General features: G+C 50.0%; 21 protein-coding genes. 13 read left to right on the top strand and 8 right to left on the bottom strand.

Going from position 1 to position 22023, the window contains the following annotated elements:
- Window positions 1-5: 5 nt before the first annotated feature.
- From HXZ99_RS06720 to HXZ99_RS06710, 3 genes are all read left to right on the top strand, one after another.
- The gene (locus HXZ99_RS06720) at window positions 6-587 is read left to right on the top strand and encodes a Sua5/YciO/YrdC/YwlC family protein (RefSeq protein WP_407928497.1); all 582 of its coding nucleotides are present in this window, start codon (window positions 6-8) and stop codon (window positions 585-587) included.
- Complete coding sequence (hemF, locus tag HXZ99_RS06715; RefSeq protein WP_194756514.1) at window positions 584-1519, top strand: oxygen-dependent coproporphyrinogen oxidase; 936 nt, start codon at window positions 584-586, stop codon at window positions 1517-1519. Before HXZ99_RS06720 ends, hemF begins: the two co-directional genes overlap by 4 nt.
- Before the next feature lie 99 nt (window positions 1520-1618).
- Window positions 1619-2254, top strand: coding sequence for a hypothetical protein (locus HXZ99_RS06710; RefSeq protein ID WP_194756513.1), 636 nt, complete (start codon window positions 1619-1621; stop codon window positions 2252-2254).
- 43 nt (window positions 2255-2297) lie between these two features.
- On the opposite strand, the gene HXZ99_RS06705 is transcribed toward HXZ99_RS06710, so the two are convergent.
- Window positions 2298-2744 (bottom strand): group II truncated hemoglobin, encoded by a 447-nt coding sequence (locus HXZ99_RS06705; protein ID WP_194756512.1) that lies wholly within the window; start codon window positions 2742-2744, stop codon window positions 2298-2300.
- Between the two features lie 14 nt (window positions 2745-2758).
- Between HXZ99_RS06705 and aroE the strand changes: the two genes are divergently transcribed.
- From aroE to HXZ99_RS06690, 3 genes are read left to right on the top strand one after another with little or no spacing between them, the layout of a single operon-like run.
- Window positions 2759-3586, top strand: a complete 828-nt coding sequence (gene aroE / locus HXZ99_RS06700; protein ID WP_194756511.1) for a shikimate dehydrogenase — start codon at window positions 2759-2761, stop codon at window positions 3584-3586.
- A gap of 27 nt (window positions 3587-3613) precedes the next feature.
- The gene (locus HXZ99_RS06695; RefSeq protein ID WP_194756510.1) at window positions 3614-5545 is read left to right on the top strand and encodes an SLC13 family permease; all 1932 of its coding nucleotides are present in this window, start codon (window positions 3614-3616) and stop codon (window positions 5543-5545) included.
- A gap of 43 nt (window positions 5546-5588) precedes the next feature.
- Entirely contained in the window at window positions 5589-6797 is a 1209-nt protein-coding gene (locus tag HXZ99_RS06690) for a YdgA family protein (RefSeq protein ID WP_194756509.1), read from the top strand.
- Between the two features lie 72 nt (window positions 6798-6869).
- Here HXZ99_RS06690 and elbB read toward each other — a convergent pair whose 3' ends face one another.
- Window positions 6870-7526 (bottom strand): isoprenoid biosynthesis glyoxalase ElbB, encoded by a 657-nt coding sequence (gene elbB / locus HXZ99_RS06685; RefSeq protein ID WP_194756508.1) that lies wholly within the window; start codon window positions 7524-7526, stop codon window positions 6870-6872.
- 518 nt (window positions 7527-8044) lie between these two features.
- Here elbB and polA point away from each other — a divergent pair.
- Complete coding sequence (gene polA / locus HXZ99_RS06680; protein WP_194756507.1) at window positions 8045-10837, top strand: DNA polymerase I; 2793 nt, start codon at window positions 8045-8047, stop codon at window positions 10835-10837.
- Between the two features lie 127 nt (window positions 10838-10964).
- Here polA and HXZ99_RS06675 read toward each other — a convergent pair whose 3' ends face one another.
- Together HXZ99_RS06675 and HXZ99_RS06670 are read right to left on the bottom strand one after the other, a co-directional pair.
- On the bottom strand, window positions 10965-11804 hold the full coding sequence (locus tag HXZ99_RS06675) for a putative RNA methyltransferase (protein WP_194756506.1): 840 nt from the start codon (window positions 11802-11804) through the stop codon (window positions 10965-10967).
- A gap of 90 nt (window positions 11805-11894) precedes the next feature.
- Window positions 11895-12536, bottom strand: a complete 642-nt coding sequence (locus HXZ99_RS06670; RefSeq protein ID WP_194756505.1) for a c-type cytochrome — start codon at window positions 12534-12536, stop codon at window positions 11895-11897.
- A gap of 187 nt (window positions 12537-12723) precedes the next feature.
- On the opposite strand from HXZ99_RS06670, the gene yihA reads away from it, so the two are divergent.
- Together yihA and HXZ99_RS06660 are read left to right on the top strand one after the other, a co-directional pair.
- Window positions 12724-13347 carry a ribosome biogenesis GTP-binding protein YihA/YsxC gene (yihA, locus tag HXZ99_RS06665; RefSeq protein WP_331458477.1) on the top strand — a complete coding sequence of 208 codons (624 nt, stop codon included), beginning with the start codon at window positions 12724-12726 and terminating at the stop codon, window positions 13345-13347.
- On the top strand, window positions 13344-14300 hold the full coding sequence (locus HXZ99_RS06660; RefSeq protein WP_194756503.1) for a DMT family transporter: 957 nt from the start codon (window positions 13344-13346) through the stop codon (window positions 14298-14300). Before yihA ends, HXZ99_RS06660 begins: the two co-directional genes overlap by 4 nt.
- Here HXZ99_RS06660 and HXZ99_RS06655 read toward each other — a convergent pair.
- Entirely contained in the window at window positions 14297-16078 is a 1782-nt protein-coding gene (locus HXZ99_RS06655; protein WP_194756502.1) for a DUF885 domain-containing protein, read from the bottom strand. The two genes, HXZ99_RS06660 and HXZ99_RS06655, sit on opposite strands and share 4 nt — an antisense overlap.
- Window positions 16079-16929: 851 nt before the next feature.
- Here HXZ99_RS06655 and yihI point away from each other — a divergent pair.
- Window positions 16930-17481, top strand: coding sequence for a Der GTPase-activating protein YihI (gene yihI / locus HXZ99_RS06650; RefSeq protein WP_194756501.1), 552 nt, complete (start codon window positions 16930-16932; stop codon window positions 17479-17481).
- A 19-nt stretch (window positions 17482-17500) separates the two neighbouring features.
- Window positions 17501-17971, top strand: coding sequence for a DUF2489 domain-containing protein (locus tag HXZ99_RS06645; protein WP_228517739.1), 471 nt, complete (start codon window positions 17501-17503; stop codon window positions 17969-17971).
- A 69-nt stretch (window positions 17972-18040) separates the two neighbouring features.
- Here HXZ99_RS06645 and HXZ99_RS06640 read toward each other — a convergent pair whose 3' ends face one another.
- Window positions 18041-19330 (bottom strand): metal-dependent hydrolase family protein, encoded by a 1290-nt coding sequence (locus HXZ99_RS06640; protein ID WP_194756499.1) that lies wholly within the window; start codon window positions 19328-19330, stop codon window positions 18041-18043.
- Between the two features lie 184 nt (window positions 19331-19514).
- Here HXZ99_RS06640 and cysE point away from each other — a divergent pair, with 184 nt between their 5' ends.
- Together cysE and cysK are read left to right on the top strand one after the other, a co-directional pair.
- Window positions 19515-20321: a serine O-acetyltransferase gene (gene cysE, locus HXZ99_RS06635; protein ID WP_194756498.1), complete on the top strand. Its 807-nt coding sequence runs from the start codon at window positions 19515-19517 to the stop codon at window positions 20319-20321.
- Entirely contained in the window at window positions 20322-21299 is a 978-nt protein-coding gene (gene cysK, locus HXZ99_RS06630; protein ID WP_194756497.1) for a cysteine synthase A, read from the top strand.
- Between the two features lie 19 nt (window positions 21300-21318).
- Here cysK and mnhG read toward each other — a convergent pair whose 3' ends face one another.
- A complete protein-coding gene (gene mnhG / locus HXZ99_RS06625) occupies window positions 21319-21753 on the bottom strand; it encodes a monovalent cation/H(+) antiporter subunit G (protein WP_194756496.1) in 435 nt (144 codons plus the stop codon).
- Window positions 21746-22015 (bottom strand): monovalent cation/H+ antiporter complex subunit F, encoded by a 270-nt coding sequence (locus tag HXZ99_RS06620; RefSeq protein ID WP_194756495.1) that lies wholly within the window; start codon window positions 22013-22015, stop codon window positions 21746-21748. The genes mnhG and HXZ99_RS06620 overlap by 8 nt, the downstream gene beginning before the upstream one ends.
- Window positions 22016-22023: the final 8 nt, after the last annotated feature.

The raw sequence follows: 22023 nt of genomic DNA, 5'->3' as shown, positions 1-22023 counted from the left end.
GTATTGTGGCTTCTACGATTGATAATAGCGCATCGTCAGATGCATTTTCGCAAGCCCGAGACGCGGTGGCGAACCATGGTTTAATTGCCTACCCGACAGAAGCGGTATTTGGTTTAGGGTGCGCGCCCTACGACGAGCTTGCGGTGCGCAAATTGCTGGCACTAAAACAACGGCCGGAACACAAAGGCTTAATTTTAATTGCTGCAGATTATAGTCAGCTGCTTGATTACGTGGATGACAGCAAAATTCCACAAGATAAGCGATTCTCAGTATTTTCACATTGGCCGGGTCCGGTCAGCCTCGTGCTTCCGGCACGCACAGATGTTCCTCGTTATTTGCGCGGTGATTTTGATACCATTGCGGTGCGTGTTACCGCATTTGAGCCGGTTCGCCAGTTATGCCGAGCTCTAAACACGCCACTCGTCTCAACGTCTGCCAACCGCTCAGGCGAACCACCGCTGCGCACCGCAAGCGCTGTGCGAGAAGAACTTGGCGCCGATATTGCGTGGATTATGGAAGGGCCGACCGGTGGTCGCGAACAGCCATCAATGATTATTAATCCGCTAACCGGAGAAACCTTACGATGAGTGAACACCAATACCTCGAACGTGTGAAAGCGTATTTACAGAGCCTGCAAGACAGTATTTGTAGAGAGCTGGAAGCGGTTGACGGTGATGGCCAGTTTCGTGAGGATGCCTGGACCCGTGAACAAGGTGGCGGTGGCCGTTCGCGTGTGCTGCGCCACGGTGCGGTAATTGAGCAGGGCGGAGTGAACTATTCCCATGTGTTTGGCGAGGCCATGCCCGCTTCAGCCACCGCTCATCGTCCGGAATTGGCAGGGCGAAGTTTTAATGCATGTGGTGTGTCTTTGGTGATTCATCCACACAACCCCTACGTGCCCACAGCACATGCCAATGTGCGTTTCTTTATCGCTGAGAAGGAAGGGGAGCCGCCTGTGTGGTGGTTCGGAGGCGGCTTCGACTTAACGCCTTTTTATCCATTTGTGGAGGACGTAACGCATTGGCACCGCACCGCCCGTGCCGCGTGCGCACCTTTCGGCGATGGTTATTATGACGATTATAAAGCTTGGTGTGATCGTTATTTTTTCTTGCCCCATCGCAATGAAACTCGCGGTGTGGGGGGATTGTTCTTTGATGATCTTAATACCAATCCTGCGGGTGAATTAGATTTTGAACACGCCTTTGCCTTGATGCAATCGATCGGTGATCATTTTACTCAGGCTTACATTCCCATCGTGGAGCAACGCAAGGACCTTCCTTTTGGCGAGCGCGAACGAGAGTTTCAGCTCTATCGGCGCGGCCGCTATGTGGAATTTAACCTTGTTTATGACCGAGGCACCTTGTTCGGGTTGCAAACCGGTGGCCGGACCGAGTCGATTCTTATGTCGATGCCGCCACTTGCCCGCTGGGAGTACATGTACAGCCCTGAAGAAGGCTCACAAGAAGCGCGTTTGCAGCAATTTTTAACGCCCACAGACTGGTTAAAACACGGGAAATAGGGGTCATGCTTGTGGCTGGAAGGCCACGCTAGGGTTGTCACCGCTTTCCTTTGCTATTATGCTGTTTTGCATAAAAAATAAACGAAGCAGAGGGCAACCATGGGTAGCATTTCATTTCTTATTGTCGTTGCGATCATTGTGATCGTGTTTTTAGCGTATCGCCATTCCCAGCGCAAAGCGTCATCGAGCACAGATAGCCAAGATAAAATTTCGGCGACATCAAGCGCTGCGCCAAGCAAACCTGCACCGGCTCCAAGCAAGCCTGCGGAGTACGAAAAGCCTTCTACGCCAGCGGCTGAACCTGTTATTAAAGGGGAGAGTCAAACCCAGCCGTCGCCACTCGGAGCCGATGTTCCGGCTGAGTTACAACAGGCGATTGCCGCCCTTGAACATGAATCTGATCCCGTGGCCCGCCATCGTCTCTATCAGACTATTGTCGATACTAGCTATAAGAATCGGAAAAATAGTGGTGCCCGTGCTTTATGCAAAACCTATTCGCAACAGCACGTTGAAGAGTTCGATAAAATTGCCAAGCCGTTGAAAAAAGCCAATGGTGGTAAGCTTCCCCATGTGGCGACTTTCCAAAATTATGCAACGCTTCTGGCCGAAGATGGCGATTACGACGCCGCCATTGCCGTTTGTGATCAAGCAATGGATTATGGTTTAGACGATAAAACCAAGAGTGGTTTTGCCGGTCGCAAGGCGCGATTAGAGAAGCAAAAAGAAAAAGCATAAACCAGACCATAGCGCCGCGAGGGTCTTGCGTGCGCTATGTGGGTTATTGATTAATCATGTGATGCGCCAGTCGGGTAAACCGCTGGCGTATTTCATTATGCAGCGGGCCAGCCGGTACCTGTTCATCTAAGGTTTGATAGATGCAGTGCAGCCATTGGTCGCGCATCTTGGTGTCGATGGCGAAGGGTAAATGACGTGCGCGCAGCATGGGGTGCCCATATTTCTCTACATACAGTTGCGGCCCGTCGAACCAACCACTTAAAAATTCAAAAAATTTTTGTTCACTGTGTGCAAGGCTTTGCGGATGGATGGCTCTCAGTTCCGCAACTTCCGGATCTGTATCCATAATGGCGTAAAACCGCTGAGCCATGTGACGCACCGCTATTTCGCCTCCCAATTGGGCGTAAATTGTCGCTTCTTCGGCACTTTCTTCTTGCGGATCTGCAACACTATGTTCAGACTGAAATCTTTGTAACCAGCGTTTTAACATGGGGTCCTTCGTTCATGTCGGAATATAAGTTCACCGTGTTCGGCAGCCCGATAGCGCATAGTCGATCGCCTGATATCCATCAGTGCTTTGCGCGCGAATTTGGGCTTCGTATTGAATATACTCGCAGTTTAGCATCGCCCACGGATTTTCCAGAACAGTTTCGGGCGTTTGCGGCGGCCGGTGGACAGGGCGCGAACGTGACCCTGCCTTTAAAGGAGTTAGCGCTAACTCTAGTCGCTACCGTGAGTCCGCGCGCACAATTTGCTGGCGCGGTAAACACCTTGGTGAAGACCGAGAGTGGATGGCATGGCGAAAATACCGATGGTGCCGGCTTACTGTTAGATTTGGAACGTTTAGGCGCCCCCTTAGCCGGAGCGCGCGTGCTTTTGGTTGGGGCCGGAGGAGCGGCGCGAGGCGTTGTAGGGCCACTTTTATCCGCTCAAATCGCGCAACTGACCATAGCAAACCGAAGTATCGCCAAGGCGGAAGCGATCGTGACGCAGTGGCAGCAGCGTAAACCGGATGGGGAAACGCAAAAAATAGTGGCTATGGAACTGAGTGCGCCTACATTGAATCAACCATGGGACCTTATTATTAATGCCACATCTGCAGGTTTGGCGGATGAGCGACCTGAGCTTTCTGAACATGTGCTTAACAGTAAACCGTTTTGCTACGACATGGTCTATGGAACAAAACCGACGGCGTTTATGCAGTGGGCGCAAAGTCGGAGTTGCTTTGTGGCAGATGGATTTGGCATGCTGGTGGGTCAGGCAGCAGAAAGTTTTCGTTTATGGACAGGGCAACGCCCAAATATTGAGCGAGCGCTCACAGAACTGCGGTAATTGACGCGCAATCACAAGGAACGCCGAATGACATTGCCGGAAATTAAGATTCTAAGTGTGTTGGTGATCATGTTGGTCCTGTTTGTTTGGGGCCGCTGGCGCCATGATGTAGTGGCTCTTGGGGCTTTAATCGCCTGTGTGGCGCTTGGCTTAGTCACCACCGATACTGCCTTTTATGGATTTGGACATCCCGCGGTGATTACCGTGGCTGCGGTGTTGGTTCTGAGCTTTAGTTTGCAAGCCACCGGTGCCATTGATGTGGTGGCGCATAAATTAACGCCATCGGGTGGTGGGGTAATGACCACAATCGCGTCGTTAACCGGGTTAGCGGCCATCTTGTCTGCCTTTATGAACAATGTCGGCGCGATGGCGTTACTCATGCCTATCGCGATTCAGCTGGCGAATAAATTAAGCATCCCCGCGGGCCGGGTACTGATGCCCGTTGCCTTTGGCTCCATCTTGGGCGGTATGACAACCCTAATTGGTACACCCCCTAATCTCATTGTCTCCGGTATTCGGGCCGAAGCCTTAGGTGAAGGCTATCAAATGTTTGATTTTGCACCTGTGGGGGTGCTCGTATCCTTGGCCGGTGTTCTCTTTATCGCCATCATTGGTTGGCGTTTTGTGCCCAAACGGGAGCGAACAGATGCGGAGGGTTTTGATACCGGAAAATATCTCACCGAGGTGCGGGTATCTGAGGGTGGTAAAGCGGACGGGATGACCGTCCGCGAACTTGATAACGCGCTGCAAGAATCGGACGCGGAAGTGATTGGTCTGGTGCGTGGTAAAGTGAAAGTGGTGAACACGCGGGGATATGAGCGTTTAGGCAAGGGCGATTTATTAGTAATTAAAGCGGAGCCTGAATCCTTGAGCCAAGCCTTAAATGTGCTGGGTTTACGCCTCGTGGATAATGTGACGCCACCGCGTCCTGAAGAAGACGAAGAGGAAGAGTCAGATAATCTTCCCCCTCATGTTGATGAGGAATTTGAGGATCGCCCCGCTTGGTTTGATCGAAAGGTAACTGCATACGGTAAAAGTACGCTGCGAGGCGGCGTCACCAGTCGCGCGGATGCAGATTTGGTGCCTCGGGCTTCCGACAATAGCGAAGTGGTACTGGTTGAAATGGTGGTCATGCCAGATTCGCAAATTATAGGGACGACGGCTGCAGACTTACGTTTACGCAGCCGGCTTGGACTTAACCTCTTGGCGATTTCCTACGAGGGTAATCAACGGGTGCGTCGCTTACGTCGCACGAAGATTCAATCCGGTAGCGTGCTGCTGCTTCAGGGCGAGCCAGATGCACTGGCACAGTTCGCTGCAAACGCCAGTTGTGTGCCACTCGCCGAGCGCACGGTTCGAGTTCCTAGTAAAAAGCGCGCCATGTTCGCCTCTGCCATAATGATTAGCGCAGTGGCCGCCGCGGCTATGGGTATTACCTCGGCGGCGGTAGCATTTACCGCCGGTGTTTTTGCCATTATGGCGTTGCGAGTTATTCCCTTGCGGCAAGTGTATGAGAGTATCGACTGGACCGTTGTGGTGCTTCTAGCAGCCCTGATCCCTGTGGCCATGGCCATGGAGCAAACAGGCGCCGCCGATACCTTAGTGGATTTTATTCTGACCTATATGGCCGCTGGAAACGCAGTAGCCGCGCTAACTTGGGTGCTGATATTAACCACCGTGCTGTCGAGTGTGATGAACAATGCCGCCACAGCCGCTGTGATGTGTCCGGTGGCATTGAGCACGGCATCGCAGCTGCAAGTAAATCCGGATGCGTTTTTAATGGCGGTCGCGGTGGGTGCCTCATGCGCCTTCCTCACGCCTATTGCGCATCAAAACAATACGTTGATACTAGGCCCCGGTGGATTTAAATTCGGGGACTACTGGCGCTTAGGGCTGCCTCTCGAAGTGATTGTTATTGCAATAGGTATTCCGGCCCTACTATTTTTCTGGCCACTGTAACGGTATGATCGATTTAAGAAACTGACAAAAAAGGTAACGTGCTATGAGAAAGGGAATTATCGCCATTGTGATTGCAGTGGTATTGCTTGGGGGTTATGTCGTTGGGCAAACGGCAACAAAGAATGCAACAACGGATGTGTTTGAGCAGCTTGCTGAGCGCATTGCCGAGCAGTCGGGTTACAACATTGATTTAATCTGGCTGGAACAACGTTGGGGTTCAGGCCAATTAGAAATGCATATAAGCGTTGAAGGTATTGATGAACTCCGTTACCGCGAGGTAATCGACCTCAACTATGGATTTTTAAGAACAAAAATCAATGGTTCAGGACAGCTAGTGGTGTTCGGAAGTAACGTCAACGACACTATTTTTGATGGCCAAGCCTTTACATCGACGGGTGTTGCTGGGATGGGCGGCTTAACCATGGAGTATTCGATTCCGACGATTGAAAAAGAACTCGATGAAGGTCTGATTCTTAATATTCCAGAGAGTATTTTGCAGGTTGTGGCTACCGATTCTACGCTGCACTTTACCTTTAACAACCCAGGTTTCCTGTTGACTCACGATGTTGACCCAGGTCATTTCGAAGTGGGCGCAACTGCAATAGAGTCTCATACAGCCTGGCGCTTAGGTAAGCTCCATCATCAACAGGTGGACATGACGTTCTCTGGCGTTACCGCAGAAACGCCGGACTTAAACTTTGCCGTTACTGATATGCGCTTTGCTTCACACCTGATCGTGGAAGATGGTTTTGCTTCCGGCGGCATGCGTTATGAACTTGGTCACTTTAATATTCCGGATGTAGGGACAGGCACAGGACTGATCGAATTTGAGCTTGAAGGTGCGAATTATGCACTGTTTGAGGCACTGCAACGGGATCCGGAGCTACTCGAAGACGAAGACTATATGGCGGGGTTGCTGTACGAATTACTGCATAATAACGATGCTAAGCTCACGCTAAACACCTTCGAGTTTGAAGCAGAAGGGTTAGGCCGCGCACATCTGCATGGCGAACTTACGGTCGCCGATATTGATTTAAGCCAGGATGAGTTTCAGCTCGACCTGTTGAACGACCCTGAGTTCCTCATGCAGTATATCGAACTATCGCTGCATGTAGAGGAGCTGCCGTTGATTGCGCTGATGGCGATGATGATGATTACCACAGAGCAGTTACCTTGGTTATTTGAGATGCGGGACGGTCATTTTTACTTAAATGGTGAACAACTCGACCTCGAAGAAATGGGAATGCAGTAGTGTTCTAGTCACTTAGATAAGAGCCATAAAAAAGAGGAGCATTGCTCCTCTTTTTTTATGGGATTCTACGGATTAGTCAGAGAGAGCAATCACTTTTGTGACCAAGGCTTCGATGCCCTTAGACGCTTCTGTGAGTGATGTTGCCAGCATATATGCGGGAGTGGTAACAACCCGATGCGTGTCATCGACCACGATGTCGTCAACAGGGCATTCAATGTGCTCAGCGCCTAAGCCCGTGAGCGCGTCGGCAGTTGCTTTGTCATTGCCGATGGTTAGCTTCACCCCTTTGCCATACACAAAAGGCAGCAGGGAAGGGGCAATACACATATAACCGACCGGCTTGTTGTTATTTTTAAAGGCACGACAGAATTCAACAACGGAGTCGTCCGCCGTAGCTTCGGCACCGCGAAGTGCGAAATCAGAAAAATTCTTGGCAGCACCAAACCCGCCGGGAACGATGAGGGCGTCAAATTCGCGTATATCTAACTCACTGATGGATTTAATCTCGCCCCGGGCTAAGCGTGCCGCTTCCGTTAAGCTATTCCGTTTACTATTTGGATTAATATCTTGAGTTCGGTGATTGACAACATGCAGCTGTGCTCGATCGGGGGCGAAGCACTGATACTGAGCGCCATTTTTCTCAATTGAGAGGAGGGTGATGACAGTTTCGTAAATCTCGCTTCCGTCAAATACTCCGCAACCACTTAATAATACGGCGATTTTTTTCATTATATCTCTCCTTGCATAAAAGGGCGTTTGTTCAGATTAAAAAATGTTAAAAAAGATCACAAATTGATCTGGAATCGTGTCTCGGTTGTGCTAATCTAGCTTCCCGATGTGGCAAACGCTTACTACTGCAAAGGTAATCCTCCTTTGCACCCAATTGTTTGGGCAATGTAAACGTTGAACGGTTCCCGCAGTCGCATAGATCATCGCACAAATCAGTTGTCGCTCTCAGATGATCATGTTCAACCGTTCGGAAAACTTTCCACATTCTCGGGTAGTACAAAAACAAGAACAAAAGTAATCCGGGTGTCGTCTTTTAGTCCCGTTAAATCAATTACTTAAGCAACCTATGCTGCCATCCGATGTTTCGGATACACGGCAGGTTTCCCTATTTCTTCACAGAGTTATCCACAGGTTGTCAGCCCAACCATGGCGCAGTGACCCATCAGACATTAGCCACATGCCAGTTCCTGTGGCATGCTTACATCCATTCTATAGCGTCTTCAAATCAGGGTTTGTTTATGCCAAGCATTCCAGAGCAGCCATTCATTCTTGTGGATGGTTCTTCTTATTTATTCAGAGCTTACTATGCGCCACCTCATTTAACCAATTCCGCGGGTGAAGCCACGGGTGCGATTTACGGGGTGGTGAACATGCTAAGAAGCCTTCTTAAGCAGTATAACCCAACCCATATGGCGGTGGTGTTTGACGCCAAGGGCGAGACCTTTCGCAATGAGTTGTACGACGCTTATAAAGCGAACCGTCCGCCCATGCCGGATGATCTGCGCAGTCAGATCGAGCCTCTGCATCAAATTATTCGGGCGATGGGGCTACCTTTGATTTCTGTAGAGGGTGTAGAAGCTGATGATGTGATTGGCACTCTGGCCATGCAGGCTTCGGCAGAAGGGCGCACTACCTTGATAAGTACCGGCGATAAGGATATGGCCCAGTTAGTTGATGAGCATGTGATTCTGATTAACACCATGACCAATACTATTCTCGACGAGGCCGGTGTTTCGGAAAAGTATGGGGTTCGGCCCGATCAAATCATCGACTACTTGGCGTTAATGGGTGACAGCTCAGATAACATTCCCGGATTGCCCGGCGTTGGTGAGAAAACGGCGCTAGCCATGTTGCAAGGCATGGAAAGTATCGATGCTATGTTGGAGCACCCAGAAAAATTAAGTGAACTTAAGTTTCGCGGCTCGAAAACGATGCCGGAGAAAGTGGCAGAGCATAAAGACATACTTTTATTATCGAAAGAGCTCGCAACCATTAAACTCGATGTGGAATTGGAGTTTACGCCAGACCAGCTCACCTTAAGCGAGCCCGATGATCAACGTCTTGCCGAACTCTATAAGTCCTGTGAGTTCCGCCGTTGGTTAAGCGAACTGCTAGAAAAGGGAGAGAAGGCGCCCGAGCATGGGGGTGACGTGCCGTCAGAAGACAATGCTGGCGGCTCAGGAAGCCTCGATTTTGGATCCGTGAGTTATGCAGATTATGTCACCATTACCGATAAAGACACCTTCCAGGCATGGCTGAAAAAGCTGGAGCAAGCCGAGTACTATGCTTTCGATACGGAAACAACCAGTCTCGACTATATGCAAGCAGATTTGGTGGGGCTCTCCTTCGCCGTTGGGCCAGGACAGGCGGCATATATTCCCCTTACCCATCAAGACTTGGATGGGCCAAAGCAACTGGATCGCGACTGGGTTCTTGAGCAATTAACGCCGCTATTCACTGATGAAACACCGAAGAAGATCGGTCAAAACCTCAAGTACGATTTACACGTACTGCGCAATCAAGGTATCCGGCTGCGGGGAATTTTAAACGATACCATGCTGAATTCTTACGTGCTTAATAGCACGAGTTCGCGCCATGATATGGATACGTTATCGCTACAATACTTAGGCCATAAGCCGATCTCATTTGCAGAAGTCGCGGGCAAGGGTGCCAAGCAAAAGCGCTTTGATGAAGTGTCGATTGCAGAGGCCGCGCGCTATGCAGCGGAAGATGCGGATGTGACGCTGCAATTGCATGAAATTCTTTGGCCGAAGGTATTAAAGGAAGGCAAGCTACCGGACGTTCTGCGCGAGCTGGAAATTCCTATCCTGCCGGTGTTGGCAATGATGGAGCGGCGCGGCGTATTAATCGATTCAGCGTTATTGGCGGAGCAGAGTAAAGAGATTACCAAAGAGTTAGCGGAGATAGAAAAGAAAGCCTACGAGATCGCTGGCCAGCCGTTTAACTTAAACTCCACCAAGCAGCTGCAAACCATTTTGTATGAAGAGTTAGGTTTGCCGGTGAAGAAGAAAACCCCCAAAGGTGCGCCGTCAACTGCCGAAGAAGTGTTGCAAGAGCTGGCGCTAGATTATCCTTTGCCGGAATTAATATTGCGCCATCGCGGATTGGCGAAGTTGAAATCCACGTATACGGATAAATTGCCGCGCATGGTGAATGCGGACACTGGGCGTATTCATACCTCGTACCATCAAGCGGTCACCGCCACGGGCCGGCTGTCGTCAACGGATCCAAACTTGCAGAACATACCGATCCGCAATGAAGCAGGGCGCCGCGTGCGCAAGGCTTTTGTCGCGCCTCCTGGCTATAAGATCGTGGCAATCGATTACAGTCAAATTGAACTGCGTATCATGGCCCATTTATCTCAATCGAAAGGTTTGTTGGAGGCGTTTGCCAGAGGCCGCGATATTCATAAAGCCACGGCCGCAGAAGTGTTTGGTGTGCCCCTAGAGCAGGTGTCGAGTGAGCAGCGTCGCAGCGCCAAAGCGGTTAATTTTGGATTGATTTATGGCATGTCTACATTTGGCTTGTCGCGCCAGCTGAACATTGGCCAACGGGATGCTCAGCATTATATGAACGTGTACTTTGAACGCTTCCCAGGGGTTCAAGATTATATGGATCGAACACGCAAGCAAGCCGCAGAAGCCGGTTACGTGGAGACCATTTTCGGGCGCCGCTTGTACCTGCCGGAAATTAATGCCCGTAATGTTCCGCGCCGAAAAGCTGCTGAAAGGGCCGCAATTAACGCACCAATGCAAGGCTCTGCAGCCGATATCATTAAAAAAGCGATGCTCGATGTCGCCAATTGGCTAAGTACTTCGGAAAATATTAAAGAAGACGGTGACGTGTTTATGACCATGCAAGTTCACGACGAATTGGTGTTCGAGATTCGCGAGGAACGGGTTGAACACTACGTAGAAGCGCTCGTGAAGGTAATGGAACAAGCCGTTACCCTCGATGTTCCATTAATTGCGGAAGCGGGCATTGGCGACAATTGGGATGAAGCTCACTGATATTTGGTGAAATTTTATACGAACTTTTTTGAAAAGGGGGACTCTGAGTTAGTGAGCGCGATGCGCTCTCTCCTAAAGATGTTTTCCCTGAACATCACTTTTTACCCCGGCTTCGTGCCGGGGTTTTTTATGTCTGTGGTTTAATCACCGCAAGCTCCTGCAGCTGCACGTCAATGGTGAGGTCGAGTTGATTGTGTGTGGCAATTGCCTCACGGCCCGCTTTTCCTGCGCGATGAATATGCGGAGTCATGGCCAGTAGCTGAGCAATGGCTGATGCATCCGGTAAGTGTATAGACTGGCGTACTCTGTGTTCATCTCGAAGCGCCCAACCATCGGGAACGGCTGTTCGCGGCGGAGGCTGGCGTACTTCCGGGTAAAGTATTCGGCGCAGTTCGATCAGATGATCGGGCCCCGGCTCCACCAACAACACATAACCATTTTCCTTGAGTACGCGGGAAAATTCCGCATAAACCGGAAAACCAAACATACACAGCACCGCATCGATACTCTGCTTGGGAAGGGGTAGCGCCGCATTACTGGCAACGAGCCACTGGCAGGGGTGGGCGTCTTGCAAGAGACGATGTTGTTTTGCCGCAGCGCGCACAGCCCATTTGGAAATATCGACGCCAATTAAAGATTTTGCTGCAGTTTTCTCTGCTATTTGGCGAAGATAGTAGCCTTCGCCGCAGCCAGCATCGAGTATATGCATTGCGTTACATTGATTTAAAGTGTCGGCGACGGCAGCGGCTATGGCTTGGTAATAGCCGTTATTTAAGAAGAGCTGACGAGCCTGCACCATCTCTTTACTGTCACCGGGATCTTTCGATCGCTTATGCTGGGCAGGTAGCAGGTTAAGGTAACCTTCTTTGGCAACATCAAAACGGTGGTTGTTGCTACAGGTATAGCTGCGCTGATCACTGCTGGGGGTGAGCGGATGACCATCGAGAGGGCAACACAGCTGAATCATAACGAGGCTTGCCTCAATAAAATTTTAAAATGCGCTGATGAAAAAGCCCGGCGGACCGGGCTTTGTTTTGTTCGAGGCGCACATTGCAGCTTAGTACAAGCCGCGAATAAACTGTGACAGTACTTCGATATCACGGTCTGTTAGCTTCACCGCGATGTCGCGCATCATGCCGTTTGGATCGTTGGCACGATCACCTGAACGGAACGCTTCTAATTGTTCAGTGGTGTATTCTGGGTGTTGACCACTTAACAATGGGAAAGTCGCTAAGCTCATGCCTAAGCCACTTGGACCATGACATGCAGCACAGGCAGTGATGCCGCGATCGACGTCACCACCTAACCACAATTGGCGACCCTCTGCGATAGCACTTTCAGGCGTTGAGCCTACTTCATGCTCTTGCGCTGAGTAAAATGCCGCGAGATCGTAAATATCTTGTTCGCTTAAATTGCTCACTTGATCAGCCATAAGCATATTGTAGCGACCGCGTTGGCCTTCAGTTTCATTGCCAAGTTGGTAATCTTTTAACTGTTTTACTAAGTACTTCATGCCTTGGCCGGCAATATTAGGGAAGTCGCCAGAAGGGCTATTTCCTGTAGGGCCATGACATGCTGCACATACTGCTGCTTTTTCCTGACCCGCTTCTGCGTCACCAACCGGGCGGTTGCTGTCGGAAGCGAATGCTGCGCCACTGGCGAACAACACAAAACCACATAGAATCGCGAGTTTTTTCATGATCTCTCTTCTCTAGTATTCGGTTGGGCCTTCATGCCCGAAAAATATTTGTCGCTAACAATAGAATTCCAATGGCTATTTTACACGATTCTCGCCGCGATGAAACGCCTGAATGCAGGATCTCTGGTTGGAGATTGCGGTGAGATCCGTCATAATACGCATCCCTTCTGACTGTTTGAGGCTAATCGTGAGCAACGACACCCTAAATTTCCAAAAAGCACACTTTACTATTAGTGCGCCGGATATCCGCCATTTGCCTGCTGATAGCGGTATGGAAGTTGCGTTTGCTGGCCGATCCAATGCCGGCAAATCAAGCGCTTTAAATGTGCTTACTCGGCAAAAAAGTCTCGCCCGTACCAGTAAAACGCCAGGGCGCACGCAACAGATTAATGTATTTGCGCTCGATGACGAACGCCGATTAATTGACTTACCCGGCTATGGCTTTGCCAAAGTACCTTTAGAAATGAAGGAAAAATGGCAGTTGGCCCTGTCTGAATATCTTCAAGAGCGTAAGTGTTTACGTGGTCTCGTGGTACTTATGGATATTCGACACCCCATGAAGGATTTGGATCAGGAGCTGATTCACTGGGCGGTCGAAAGTGATTTGCCTGTGTTAGTGGTGCTTACAAAAGCCGATAAATTAAAAAGTGGCGCGCGCAAAGCAACCTTATTAAAAATTAAGGAAGCGATCCCTGGCTTTGGCGGCGACGTATCTGTGATTACCTTTTCATCGCTCAATAAAAGTGGGTTACCGGAACTAGAGCAAGTTTTGCAACAATGGTTCCTTGCCCATGACTTGGAGAATCAATGACGCTAGCCCATCCACTCAGTTCGTGGGCAAAGTTGTTTTTGCTCGCACTTGTGTGGGGCAGCTCATTTTGGCTCATAAAAACCGGACTACAAACCTTTACTCCGACTGAAGTAGCCGCCTTACGCTTAGCCGTAGCGGCTGCCGTGCTTGCTCCTTTTGCCATTGTCCGCATCGGCCGCGTTAAAAAGCATCAGTGGCCGGTGCTGCTTTCCATTGGTATGACAGGAAGTTTGCTCCCCGCATTTTTATTCGCGTTAGCGCAAACCCAGATTGATAGCGGCGTGACCGGCGCTCTCAATGCACTCACGCCCCTTTTTACCTTGATTATTGGTGCCTTTATTTTCCGTCAAGCGGTGGCAAGCCCTACGTTGCTTGGGCTGCTGGTTGGTTTCATCGGTACCTTAATGTTGGTGTTGATGACCGCTCATGGTGATTTATCCCTAAACGGCTATGCGCTCTTTGTGGTGCTGGCAACCATTTGCTACGGCGCCAACGTGAACCTAATTCGCGTATTCTTACCGGACCAAAGCCCGTTAACCATTACCGGCGTGTCGCTGTTGATGGTGCTGCCGGTTGCTTGCGTTTATTTGCTCGGACCTGCGGAAATTTTACCCAAGCTGGATAGCGCTCTGGGATGGCGTTCATTTTCCGCAGTTATCGTGCTCGGCGTGGTAGGTACGGCTTTGGCGTTGATTTTATTTAATCATCTGGTTCAGGTAGCCAGTACCGTGTTTGCCAGCTCAGTCACTTACTTAATTCCAGTGGTTGCGATGACGTTAGGTGTGCTTGATGGCGAAACCATAGGTGTGTGGCAAATGGCGGGAATGGGCTTGATATTGTTTGGCGTATGGCTAGCGAATCGAAAACCACCGGTAAGTATAGAGCCCCTGGCTACCGCCGATGTAACGCCGGTAGCCAGTGAGCCAGGACAGCAGCCTAAACAGGAAAACTAACGAATTTCCTCGGCCTTGCGGCTAATGTAAGCGCGCACTTGCTGCTCTAATGTAGCTAAAGGCACTGAACCATTGCGTAACACTTCATCGTGGAACTCACGGAGATCAAAATGAGTGCCGTGAGCGGCTTCCGCTTCGGCTCGCAACTCTTGAATCGTGAGTAAACCAAGCTTGTATGATAACGCCTGACCGGGCCAGCTAATGTAGCGGTCTATTTCGGTATTTACGTTGTGCAACGAGAGGGCGGTGTTGCTCCCTAAGAATTCCACGGCTTCATCACGACTCCAACCGAGGGCGTGCATACCGGTATCGACAACCAAGCGTGCAGCACGCCACATGGCGTATGTTAGTCGGCCGAAGTTACTGTACGGGTCTTCATAGAAACCTGCTTCTAGGCCCAAATACTCTGCGTATAATCCCCAGCCTTCACCAAACGCTGAAATATAAGTGGACTGACGATACGCGGGTACATTTTCCATTTCCATGGCTAAAGCAATTTGGAAATGATGTCCGGGTACGCCCTCATGCAGTGTTAACGCTTCTAACTCATATAAAGGTCGCGTTTCCACCGCATAGGTATTGACCCAGTAGTATCCCGGCTGATCATCGCCACGCGGACTAACATAACGGCCTTGCGTATAATTGGGCGCAATTTCCGCTGGCACAGGCGCAACACCGTAGGGTGTGCGTGGCATACGATAGAACAAGCTTGGCAGTGCTGCGTCGGCCTGCTTGGCAATCCATGCGGCTTCTTTTAACAGTTGTTCTGGCGAGTCGGTGTAGAACTGTGGATCGGTCCGCAAGAAGTGAATAAACTCGGCAAAGCTGCCCTCAAATCCCACTTCCTCAATAATGGTTTCCATCTCCGCCCGAATCAACGCGACTTGCTCTAAACCTATTTGATGAATTTCTTCAGGGCTTAAATCTAACGTGGTGTAATGCTTCACACGATTTGTGTAAAACGCTTCACCATTGGGTAACTGGTGGGCGGCAATGTCGGTGCGTGCATTGGGAATATACTCATCGGTCAGGAAATCATAGAAATCCATAAAAGCAGAATTCACAACGGTGGCAATCACGGTTTGTAGTTCTACTTCGAAGTGAGCAAGCTCCTCACTGCTTAAGTGCTGACGCGCCCGCTGCATGGGCCGATAAAACACGCTTTCCGTAGGATCCATAGTGACATACGCTTGGACGCCTTCGGCAAAGCGCGAAAGTACCACTTGCGGTTGCGCCATACCCGTGGCTAACCCCTGACGCATATAGTCAGTTTGCTGCCCTAGCCAAGTGGGAACATCACGCAGAAGCGCTAAATACGCCTCGCCGTCCTGCACCGACTCGATACGCATCATGTCGCCTAACCGGGCGATACTATTATGCGGTCCGGTTTCGTTCGTTAACGGCATTAAATGCATATTAAATTGGTAACGAGAGATTTGATTTCTCAGTGCGTATAGAATCATGTCGCGATTAATTTGGTTCGCTTCACTGAGTTGCTCAGAAGCAATGGCGGTGATCGCTTGATAGTATTCGACGCGCTGTGTATGCGCTTGAGCCAGCGCCTCTGGGCTTATGTCGGCCAAGCGTGCATCTGCGCCTGCAGAGCGTGCATCAGGCGCAAGGAGGCCGCCCTGACGCTGATTAAACTGCCATGCTTCATCGGCAAGTTCTGTAAACTTTTGATCGGCAGAGATGCTTGAACGCACTGATTCCGGCGCAGAAGTGGTCTGACAAGCCATCATCAGCATCGCTGCGCTGAGTAATATTAGTAAGCGCATAGTGTGTACCTCAAAGTTACCTAAAGACGACTCATTCTGCATTGAGAATCAATAGATTACTAGTGCAGCAGGGTGAATTAGCAACGACCGAAAACATAACAAAAAGAATACTGTTTGTTGCTTTTTAATGCTTTTTGTAATAAAAAATGATTTTATAGATCAATAAAGTTGTTGCGAATCTTGCTGAATCACGTAACCTTATGCCCGTATTAAGACACTTTCTACAGCACAATGCTTGATAGCAAAGGGCTGGATAAGGGGGGACGCAAGTTACGAGAGGGGGAGTTTTTGTGTTAACTATTTGTTTCACAAAAAAATCGTAAACTTGTTGTGTTTTAGGAGAGGGCTTTCGCGTCAGCCCAACACTGCGCGAAGCTAAATTGAGAAACATCCACCAAGACGTACCTAACAATAATAAAGTGTGGATAGTGGTCTCAAGCTACAAACAATAAAAGCGGATACAAAGCCGCGATATGAAAATGTAGTCACAAGTTTGTCCATCGTGAAAAAGTAGCTTCATAGAAAGCTGATAAAAAGAGATGGCAATTTGCACGGAAGAAAAACTACAAAATTAAGGACATTAGCGACAATCGTTCTCGCGATCACCCTGGGGGGTGTACGGGTTCACATCAAGGCGGTGGCTTTCATCGCCTTTTTTATTGCCTGAAATTTGGCCCCCGAATGATAGACAAAGCCACACGTTGGCCTCGCACTAACGGTTTCTTCCCGCGCTTCAAGCAATGGCAACTAACGCAATAGGTTAACCACGGATCTCACGAGTTTTAATGTGTCAACGGGCTGAATACGCTAGAATACACATAGGATATGTATTCTCGTTGAGAAGGTTGGGTATGACGCGTCAAAAGAAAACTCGAAAGTCGGGTCCGTTGGCTGTACGTAAGGCTGAGCGACCGGAAACAAAACAGCAGAAAGGTAAAGCTGGGAAGGAAAAAGGTAAAGGCCTGCCTTCCGGGGCTCGCTATGCCACAACTAATGCGCAACACGCGGGTAAAGACAGCACCGACAGCAAGCGCGATCCGCGCCACGGTAGCAAGAAACCGATAGCGCTCGCAGTGCAGCCGAAAGCAATGAAGCCCGCCGAAGAGTTCGCTTGGATCGAAAACGACAAGAAGCTACAGGGTCTGCTAACACAGCTTGAAGATGGCTTGGTGCTGAACAAAAAAGACCAAGTTTACGTAGATACACAATTACAGCGTTATCAAGAGCTCGCCAATCAATTAGGAATCGACCTAAATGAAGCGGACGAGGATGAAGATGACGATTGGGAATACGATACCTCGGATATGCTCGATGACGAACTTGATGCTGACTCAGATTTTGATCGGGGTTCGGAGTTTGATTCAGGCTTTGACTCAGATGACGACAGCAAGCAAGGCAACTAATCAAAGTTAAAGGAGTATGATGGTGTTGATGTGGATTTTGTTAATCGTCGCGATACTGATTATTGCCGGCTTAAGTGTGTATGCAGGCATGTTGCTGACGCGCCTGCGCTCTCAGAATAAAGCAGTGCGCACGGCAGAAGGGAAGCGTTTGCATTACTTGCATGAAAGCATCGAAACGATTGCCAAAGCGATGCAGCAAGAGCAGTGTCCACTATCAGAAGGCTGTATTCGTATTGCTGTGCTGCTTGATAATATGCCGCAAGCCAGTAGTGCTGGGTTTCCCCAGCGCTTTCCAGCAATTCATGACATGTATGAGCGCATTAAACACATGCCTACTCATGAAGCCCGCAAAGACTATCCGAAAAAAGAGATTCGTAAGCTGGATTTAGAGCGGGAAGGCTACGAGGAAGAGATGTCTAGTGCTATCCAAGCAGACATTATCGAAATTCTTGTTTGGGTGCGCGCCGAACGCGCCGCGCAAACTAGCTAAGTAGAGCGAAGAAAAAACCCCGGTAAAATGCCGGGGTTTTTGATCGCACTGTATATTTTCAACGGCGACTTATTGTTTAAACACCGCGCCATCTTTCATTACAAAATGAATGTTATGTAAGAGTGAAATATCGTCTAGCGGATTTCCCCGCACTGCGATGATATCTGCGAGTTTACCCACTTCAACACTGCCTAAATTTTCTTCTTGCCCGAGCAAGGTGGCCGCATTCATGGTAGCCGCACGAATGGCTTCAATTTCGGGCATGCCAGCCTCGACCATATAAACGAACTCGCGGGCATTCTCGCCATGGTCATAAACACTTGCGTCTGTACCAAACGCAATATTCACACCCGCTGCATAGGCGCGACCAAAGGTGTTTTGAATCAAAGGACCGATAGCGCGTGCTTTCGGACGTACTTGCGCGGGGAAGTAGCCGTCAATTTCTGCGCGTTCAGCCACAGACTTACCTGCGGTAATGGTTGGAACGTACCAGGTCCCGTACTCGCGCATTAAGGCAAACACCTCGTCGTCCATATAGGTGCCATGCTCAATCGAGTCGACGCCTGCTTTAATGGCTCGGATCATACCGTCTTTACCATGAGCATGGACGGCGACCTTCATGCCGTAATCCCGTGCGGTTTCAACGATGGCCACGAGTTCGTCGTCCATAAACTGAGGATTATCCCCGCTATCCGCCAACGACAGCACCCCGCCAGTGGCGGTGAGCTTAATCAGGTTTGCGCCCTCTTGATAACGCGCTCGAACGGCTTGCCGTGCCTCAAAAGGTCCGTTTAAAACGCCTTCTGCAGGTGTAGGTGTGTCCATCAGCCCACGCCGATATCCGTTCGAAGGGTCAGCATGTCCGCCGGTTGTCGCCAGTGATTTGCCCGAGGTAAAAATGCGCGGCCCAACCACCAAACCATTATTAATGGCGTTGCGCAGGGCAATGCTCACACCAAAAGAGTCGCCTAAATCACGCACCGTAGTGAAGCCAGCGTTCAGTGTAATGTTGGCAAAACTCTGACCGCGATAAGCCACATCGGCTTCGTTCATGGTAAATCGATGCATGTAAGAGCCGGGCTCTAACTGGGAGGTGATATGGGTGTGCATATCAATAAATCCTGGCATCACCGTGGCATCGCGAAGGTCAATCACCTGATCAGAGCTGGTTGGCCGAGAAAAACCACTCTCAATGCCGACAATCCGTTGGCCTTCGACACGAATGGTGACATTGCTGCGTGGTTCATTGTCGGTACCATCAATTAAGCGTCCCGCATGAATTAACGTGGCAGCATCCACCGCAACGCTCTGCAACGCCAATAAAAGGCCTGCAGCTAAAGCAAAAACTGTTCTGTGCATGTGTGTGTTCTCCGGCTAATTTTGTTTGTGTGTAAGCCAAATGTTTACGGAGTTTCGTACATCTTCTTCGTGGTGACTTCACCGAAGCCCTAGTTAAACGATATACTTACCACAACGTAGCATATTTCAGGTGGTTGAGCAGACGCTCTGCCGCAAAACTTCTTCTGCTTAGCGAGAACGTTCTATGTTATTCCGCGGAATCCGTGAAGATATTGCCAGTGTCTATGAACGTGATCCGGCAGCCCGTCACTTTTTTGAGGTGTTAACAAACTATCCGGGGTTGCATGCGATATGGGTACACCGCTTTAGTCACTGCCTGTGGAACTGGCGCCTGAAATGGCTAGCTCGCTGGATTTCTACGTTCTCACGTTGGATAACCGGGGTGGAAATTCACCCCGGTGCCAAAATTGGGCGTCGCTTTTTTATCGACCACGGCATGGGCGTGGTGATCGGTGAAACCGCTGAAATTGGTGATGATTGCACGCTTTATCATGGCGTCACCTTAGGTGGTACTAGTTGGAAAGCAGGCAAGCGTCACCCCACCTTAGCCAATGGCGTGGTGATTGGTGCTGGCGCCAAGGTGCTGGGACCATTGCACATTGGCGAACATGCGCGAATCGGCTCGAATGCCGTTGTAGTGAAGGATGTTCCCGACGGCGCAACAGTGATCGGTATTCCCGGACGAGTTGTGGCCACCATTAAGCCCGCAACCAGCTCTGATGGCAAGCGCGAGGCCATTGCTCGTAAATATGGATTTGATGCCTATGCGGTCTCGACAGACAACCCTGACCCCGTAGCAATGTCTATGGGACGTATGCTCGACCATATGCACGTGCTTGATGAGCGCGTGGCGGAAATGTGCAAGGCCATTAACCGCATGGGCGGCGATGTCTGCGGCGATTTGCCGACGATTGAATTAGAAGATGAAGACGTCATGGCCGAAAAGCAAAAGGCCCAAAAAGAGCGCAGTAAAACCGATGGAGACAACTAAATGACGGTACCAACCGTGTTTGACAATGTCGCAGCCAGTATTGGGTATACGCCATTAGTGAAGTTACATCGAGTGGTCGCCAACAATACCCATATTTTCGCCAAAATTGAGAGCAGGAATCCGGCCGGTAGCGTGAAAGACAGGCTTGGCTACGGCTTAATTGCAGATGCCGAAGCAAAGGGGTTATTAACGCCTGGCAAAGTACTTTTGGAATCTACCTCCGGCAATACCGGTATTGCATTAGCCTCGGTTGCGGCAAGTAAAGGGATACCGATTACGATTGTGATGCCGCGCTCTGCAAGTTTAGAGCGGCGTAAGCTGATGAAAGCGCTCGGCGCCGAGTTAGTCCTCACTCCCGCTGAAAGTGGCATGAAAGGCGCCTTAGCCAAAGTAGCTGCCATGATAGAGGCGGAGCCTGATAAGTATGTGTATGTGCGTCAATTTGAGAACCCAGCCAATCCATTAATTCACGAGCAAACTACGGGTCCAGAAATTGATCAGAGTTTGCAGGGCAATGTGGATGTATTCGTTGCAGGGGTAGGGACTGGCGGAACGATTACGGGCGTGGGGCGTTATTTTCAAAAACAGCAGAAGTCGGTGGATTGCTGGGCCGTTGAAGCGGCAGACTCGCCACTTATTTCGCAGACGATTGCAGGACAAGCACTCACCCATGTGCCCCATAAAATTCAAGGGATTAGTGCCGGCTTTGTGCCAGCAAATTTAGACCTGTCGTTACTGAAAGGAACACAACAGGTCACCAACGATGAAGCCTACGATATGGCTTTACGGTTGTGCCGAGAAGAGGGCATTCTGGCGGGTATTTCATCGGGTGCTGCGGTTGTCGCGGCAAATCGCATTGCGGCATTGCCAGAGTACGCTGGCAAAAATATTGTGGTGATCTTGCCTAGTTCAGCAGAGCGCTATTTGAGCACGCCGTTATTTAAAGCGTTGTTTACGGAGCAAGAGCTTGAGCCGTAGGGCTCAAGCGCTTTTTACTCTACTTCTTTGAACTGATACGAATGCGCGGCTTATCCTTTGCCGGTTTGTTCAGTTCTTCCTCGGTTTCTAGTCCACTGCGCAACCGGTGCGTATCCGCATCATAGTTATTGTAAAGCTCATCTTTAATGGTTTTCACCCAGATTGGCACGCCGACGAAGTAACCGGCGCGGCCAATGGCGTGAGCGGCAACGGGCGCTGTGATAAAAATAAACAGTATCACCGCCATCGCTTTCGCCATCAGCACAAGGTCGTTAAAGTGCAGCATCGCCGCAACCATCATTAACGCGACCCCTAAAGCACCGGCTTTGGTGCTCGCATGCATGCGGGTCAGCAAATCCGGTAAGCGCAAAATACCTACTGCCGCCACTAAAATAAAAATGGCGCTCGAAAGCATAAAGATCGAAATGAGGATATTCGAGATAGTTTCAGTCATCGCGCGGACCTCCTCGTTCTAGAAAGCGAGCAAAACCAATGGCTGCTAGAAACGCAGTAAGTGCGGTGACAATAGCCACATCGATGAAACTGGAGCGATCCGTGAAAATCGCGTAGGTTCCTGTCATGGCAACGATAACCGTTGCGAGTAACTCTAATGCGACGACTCGATCGGGCAAGGTGGGGCCCATTAGTAATCGCGCGAAAATTAATACCAGAGCAATGCTAAGCAAGCCGAAGGTAATTAAGTAAATGTAATGCACACACGCCT

This window comes from Aliidiomarina indica (assembly GCF_015354615.1).
Classification (GTDB): Bacteria; Pseudomonadota; Gammaproteobacteria; order Enterobacterales; family Alteromonadaceae; genus Aliidiomarina; species Aliidiomarina indica.
Note: the sequence above shows the minus strand (reverse complement) of the source record. Positions and strands in the feature narration are given on the sequence as shown.

What these genes read in the sequence shown, in the direction of transcription:
- hemF (WP_194756514.1), top strand. Translation starts at nt 584, where the DNA reads ATGAGTGAACACCAATACCTCGAACGTGTGAAAGCGTATTTACAGAGC.
- HXZ99_RS06710 (WP_194756513.1), top strand. Translation starts at nt 1,619, where the DNA reads ATGGGTAGCATTTCATTTCTTATTGTCGTTGCGATCATTGTGATCGTG.
- HXZ99_RS06705 (WP_194756512.1), bottom strand. Translation starts at nt 2,744, where the DNA reads ATGTTAAAACGCTGGTTACAAAGATTTCAGTCTGAACATAGTGTTGCA.
- aroE (WP_194756511.1), top strand. Translation starts at nt 2,759, where the DNA reads ATGTCGGAATATAAGTTCACCGTGTTCGGCAGCCCGATAGCGCATAGT.
- HXZ99_RS06695 (WP_194756510.1), top strand. Translation starts at nt 3,614, where the DNA reads ATGACATTGCCGGAAATTAAGATTCTAAGTGTGTTGGTGATCATGTTG.
- HXZ99_RS06690 (WP_194756509.1), top strand. Translation starts at nt 5,589, where the DNA reads ATGAGAAAGGGAATTATCGCCATTGTGATTGCAGTGGTATTGCTTGGG.
- elbB (WP_194756508.1), bottom strand. Translation starts at nt 7,526, where the DNA reads ATGAAAAAAATCGCCGTATTATTAAGTGGTTGCGGAGTATTTGACGGA.
- polA (WP_194756507.1), top strand. Translation starts at nt 8,045, where the DNA reads ATGCCAAGCATTCCAGAGCAGCCATTCATTCTTGTGGATGGTTCTTCT.
- HXZ99_RS06675 (WP_194756506.1), bottom strand. Translation starts at nt 11,804, where the DNA reads ATGATTCAGCTGTGTTGCCCTCTCGATGGTCATCCGCTCACCCCCAGC.
- HXZ99_RS06670 (WP_194756505.1), bottom strand. Translation starts at nt 12,536, where the DNA reads ATGAAAAAACTCGCGATTCTATGTGGTTTTGTGTTGTTCGCCAGTGGC.
- HXZ99_RS06660 (WP_194756503.1), top strand. Translation starts at nt 13,344, where the DNA reads ATGACGCTAGCCCATCCACTCAGTTCGTGGGCAAAGTTGTTTTTGCTC.
- HXZ99_RS06655 (WP_194756502.1), bottom strand. Translation starts at nt 16,078, where the DNA reads ATGCGCTTACTAATATTACTCAGCGCAGCGATGCTGATGATGGCTTGT.
- yihI (WP_194756501.1), top strand. Translation starts at nt 16,930, where the DNA reads ATGACGCGTCAAAAGAAAACTCGAAAGTCGGGTCCGTTGGCTGTACGT.
- HXZ99_RS06645 (WP_228517739.1), top strand. Translation starts at nt 17,501, where the DNA reads ATGGTGTTGATGTGGATTTTGTTAATCGTCGCGATACTGATTATTGCC.
- HXZ99_RS06640 (WP_194756499.1), bottom strand. Translation starts at nt 19,330, where the DNA reads ATGCACAGAACAGTTTTTGCTTTAGCTGCAGGCCTTTTATTGGCGTTG.
- cysE (WP_194756498.1), top strand. Translation starts at nt 19,515, where the DNA reads ATGTTATTCCGCGGAATCCGTGAAGATATTGCCAGTGTCTATGAACGT.
- cysK (WP_194756497.1), top strand. Translation starts at nt 20,322, where the DNA reads ATGACGGTACCAACCGTGTTTGACAATGTCGCAGCCAGTATTGGGTAT.
- mnhG (WP_194756496.1), bottom strand. Translation starts at nt 21,753, where the DNA reads ATGACTGAAACTATCTCGAATATCCTCATTTCGATCTTTATGCTTTCG.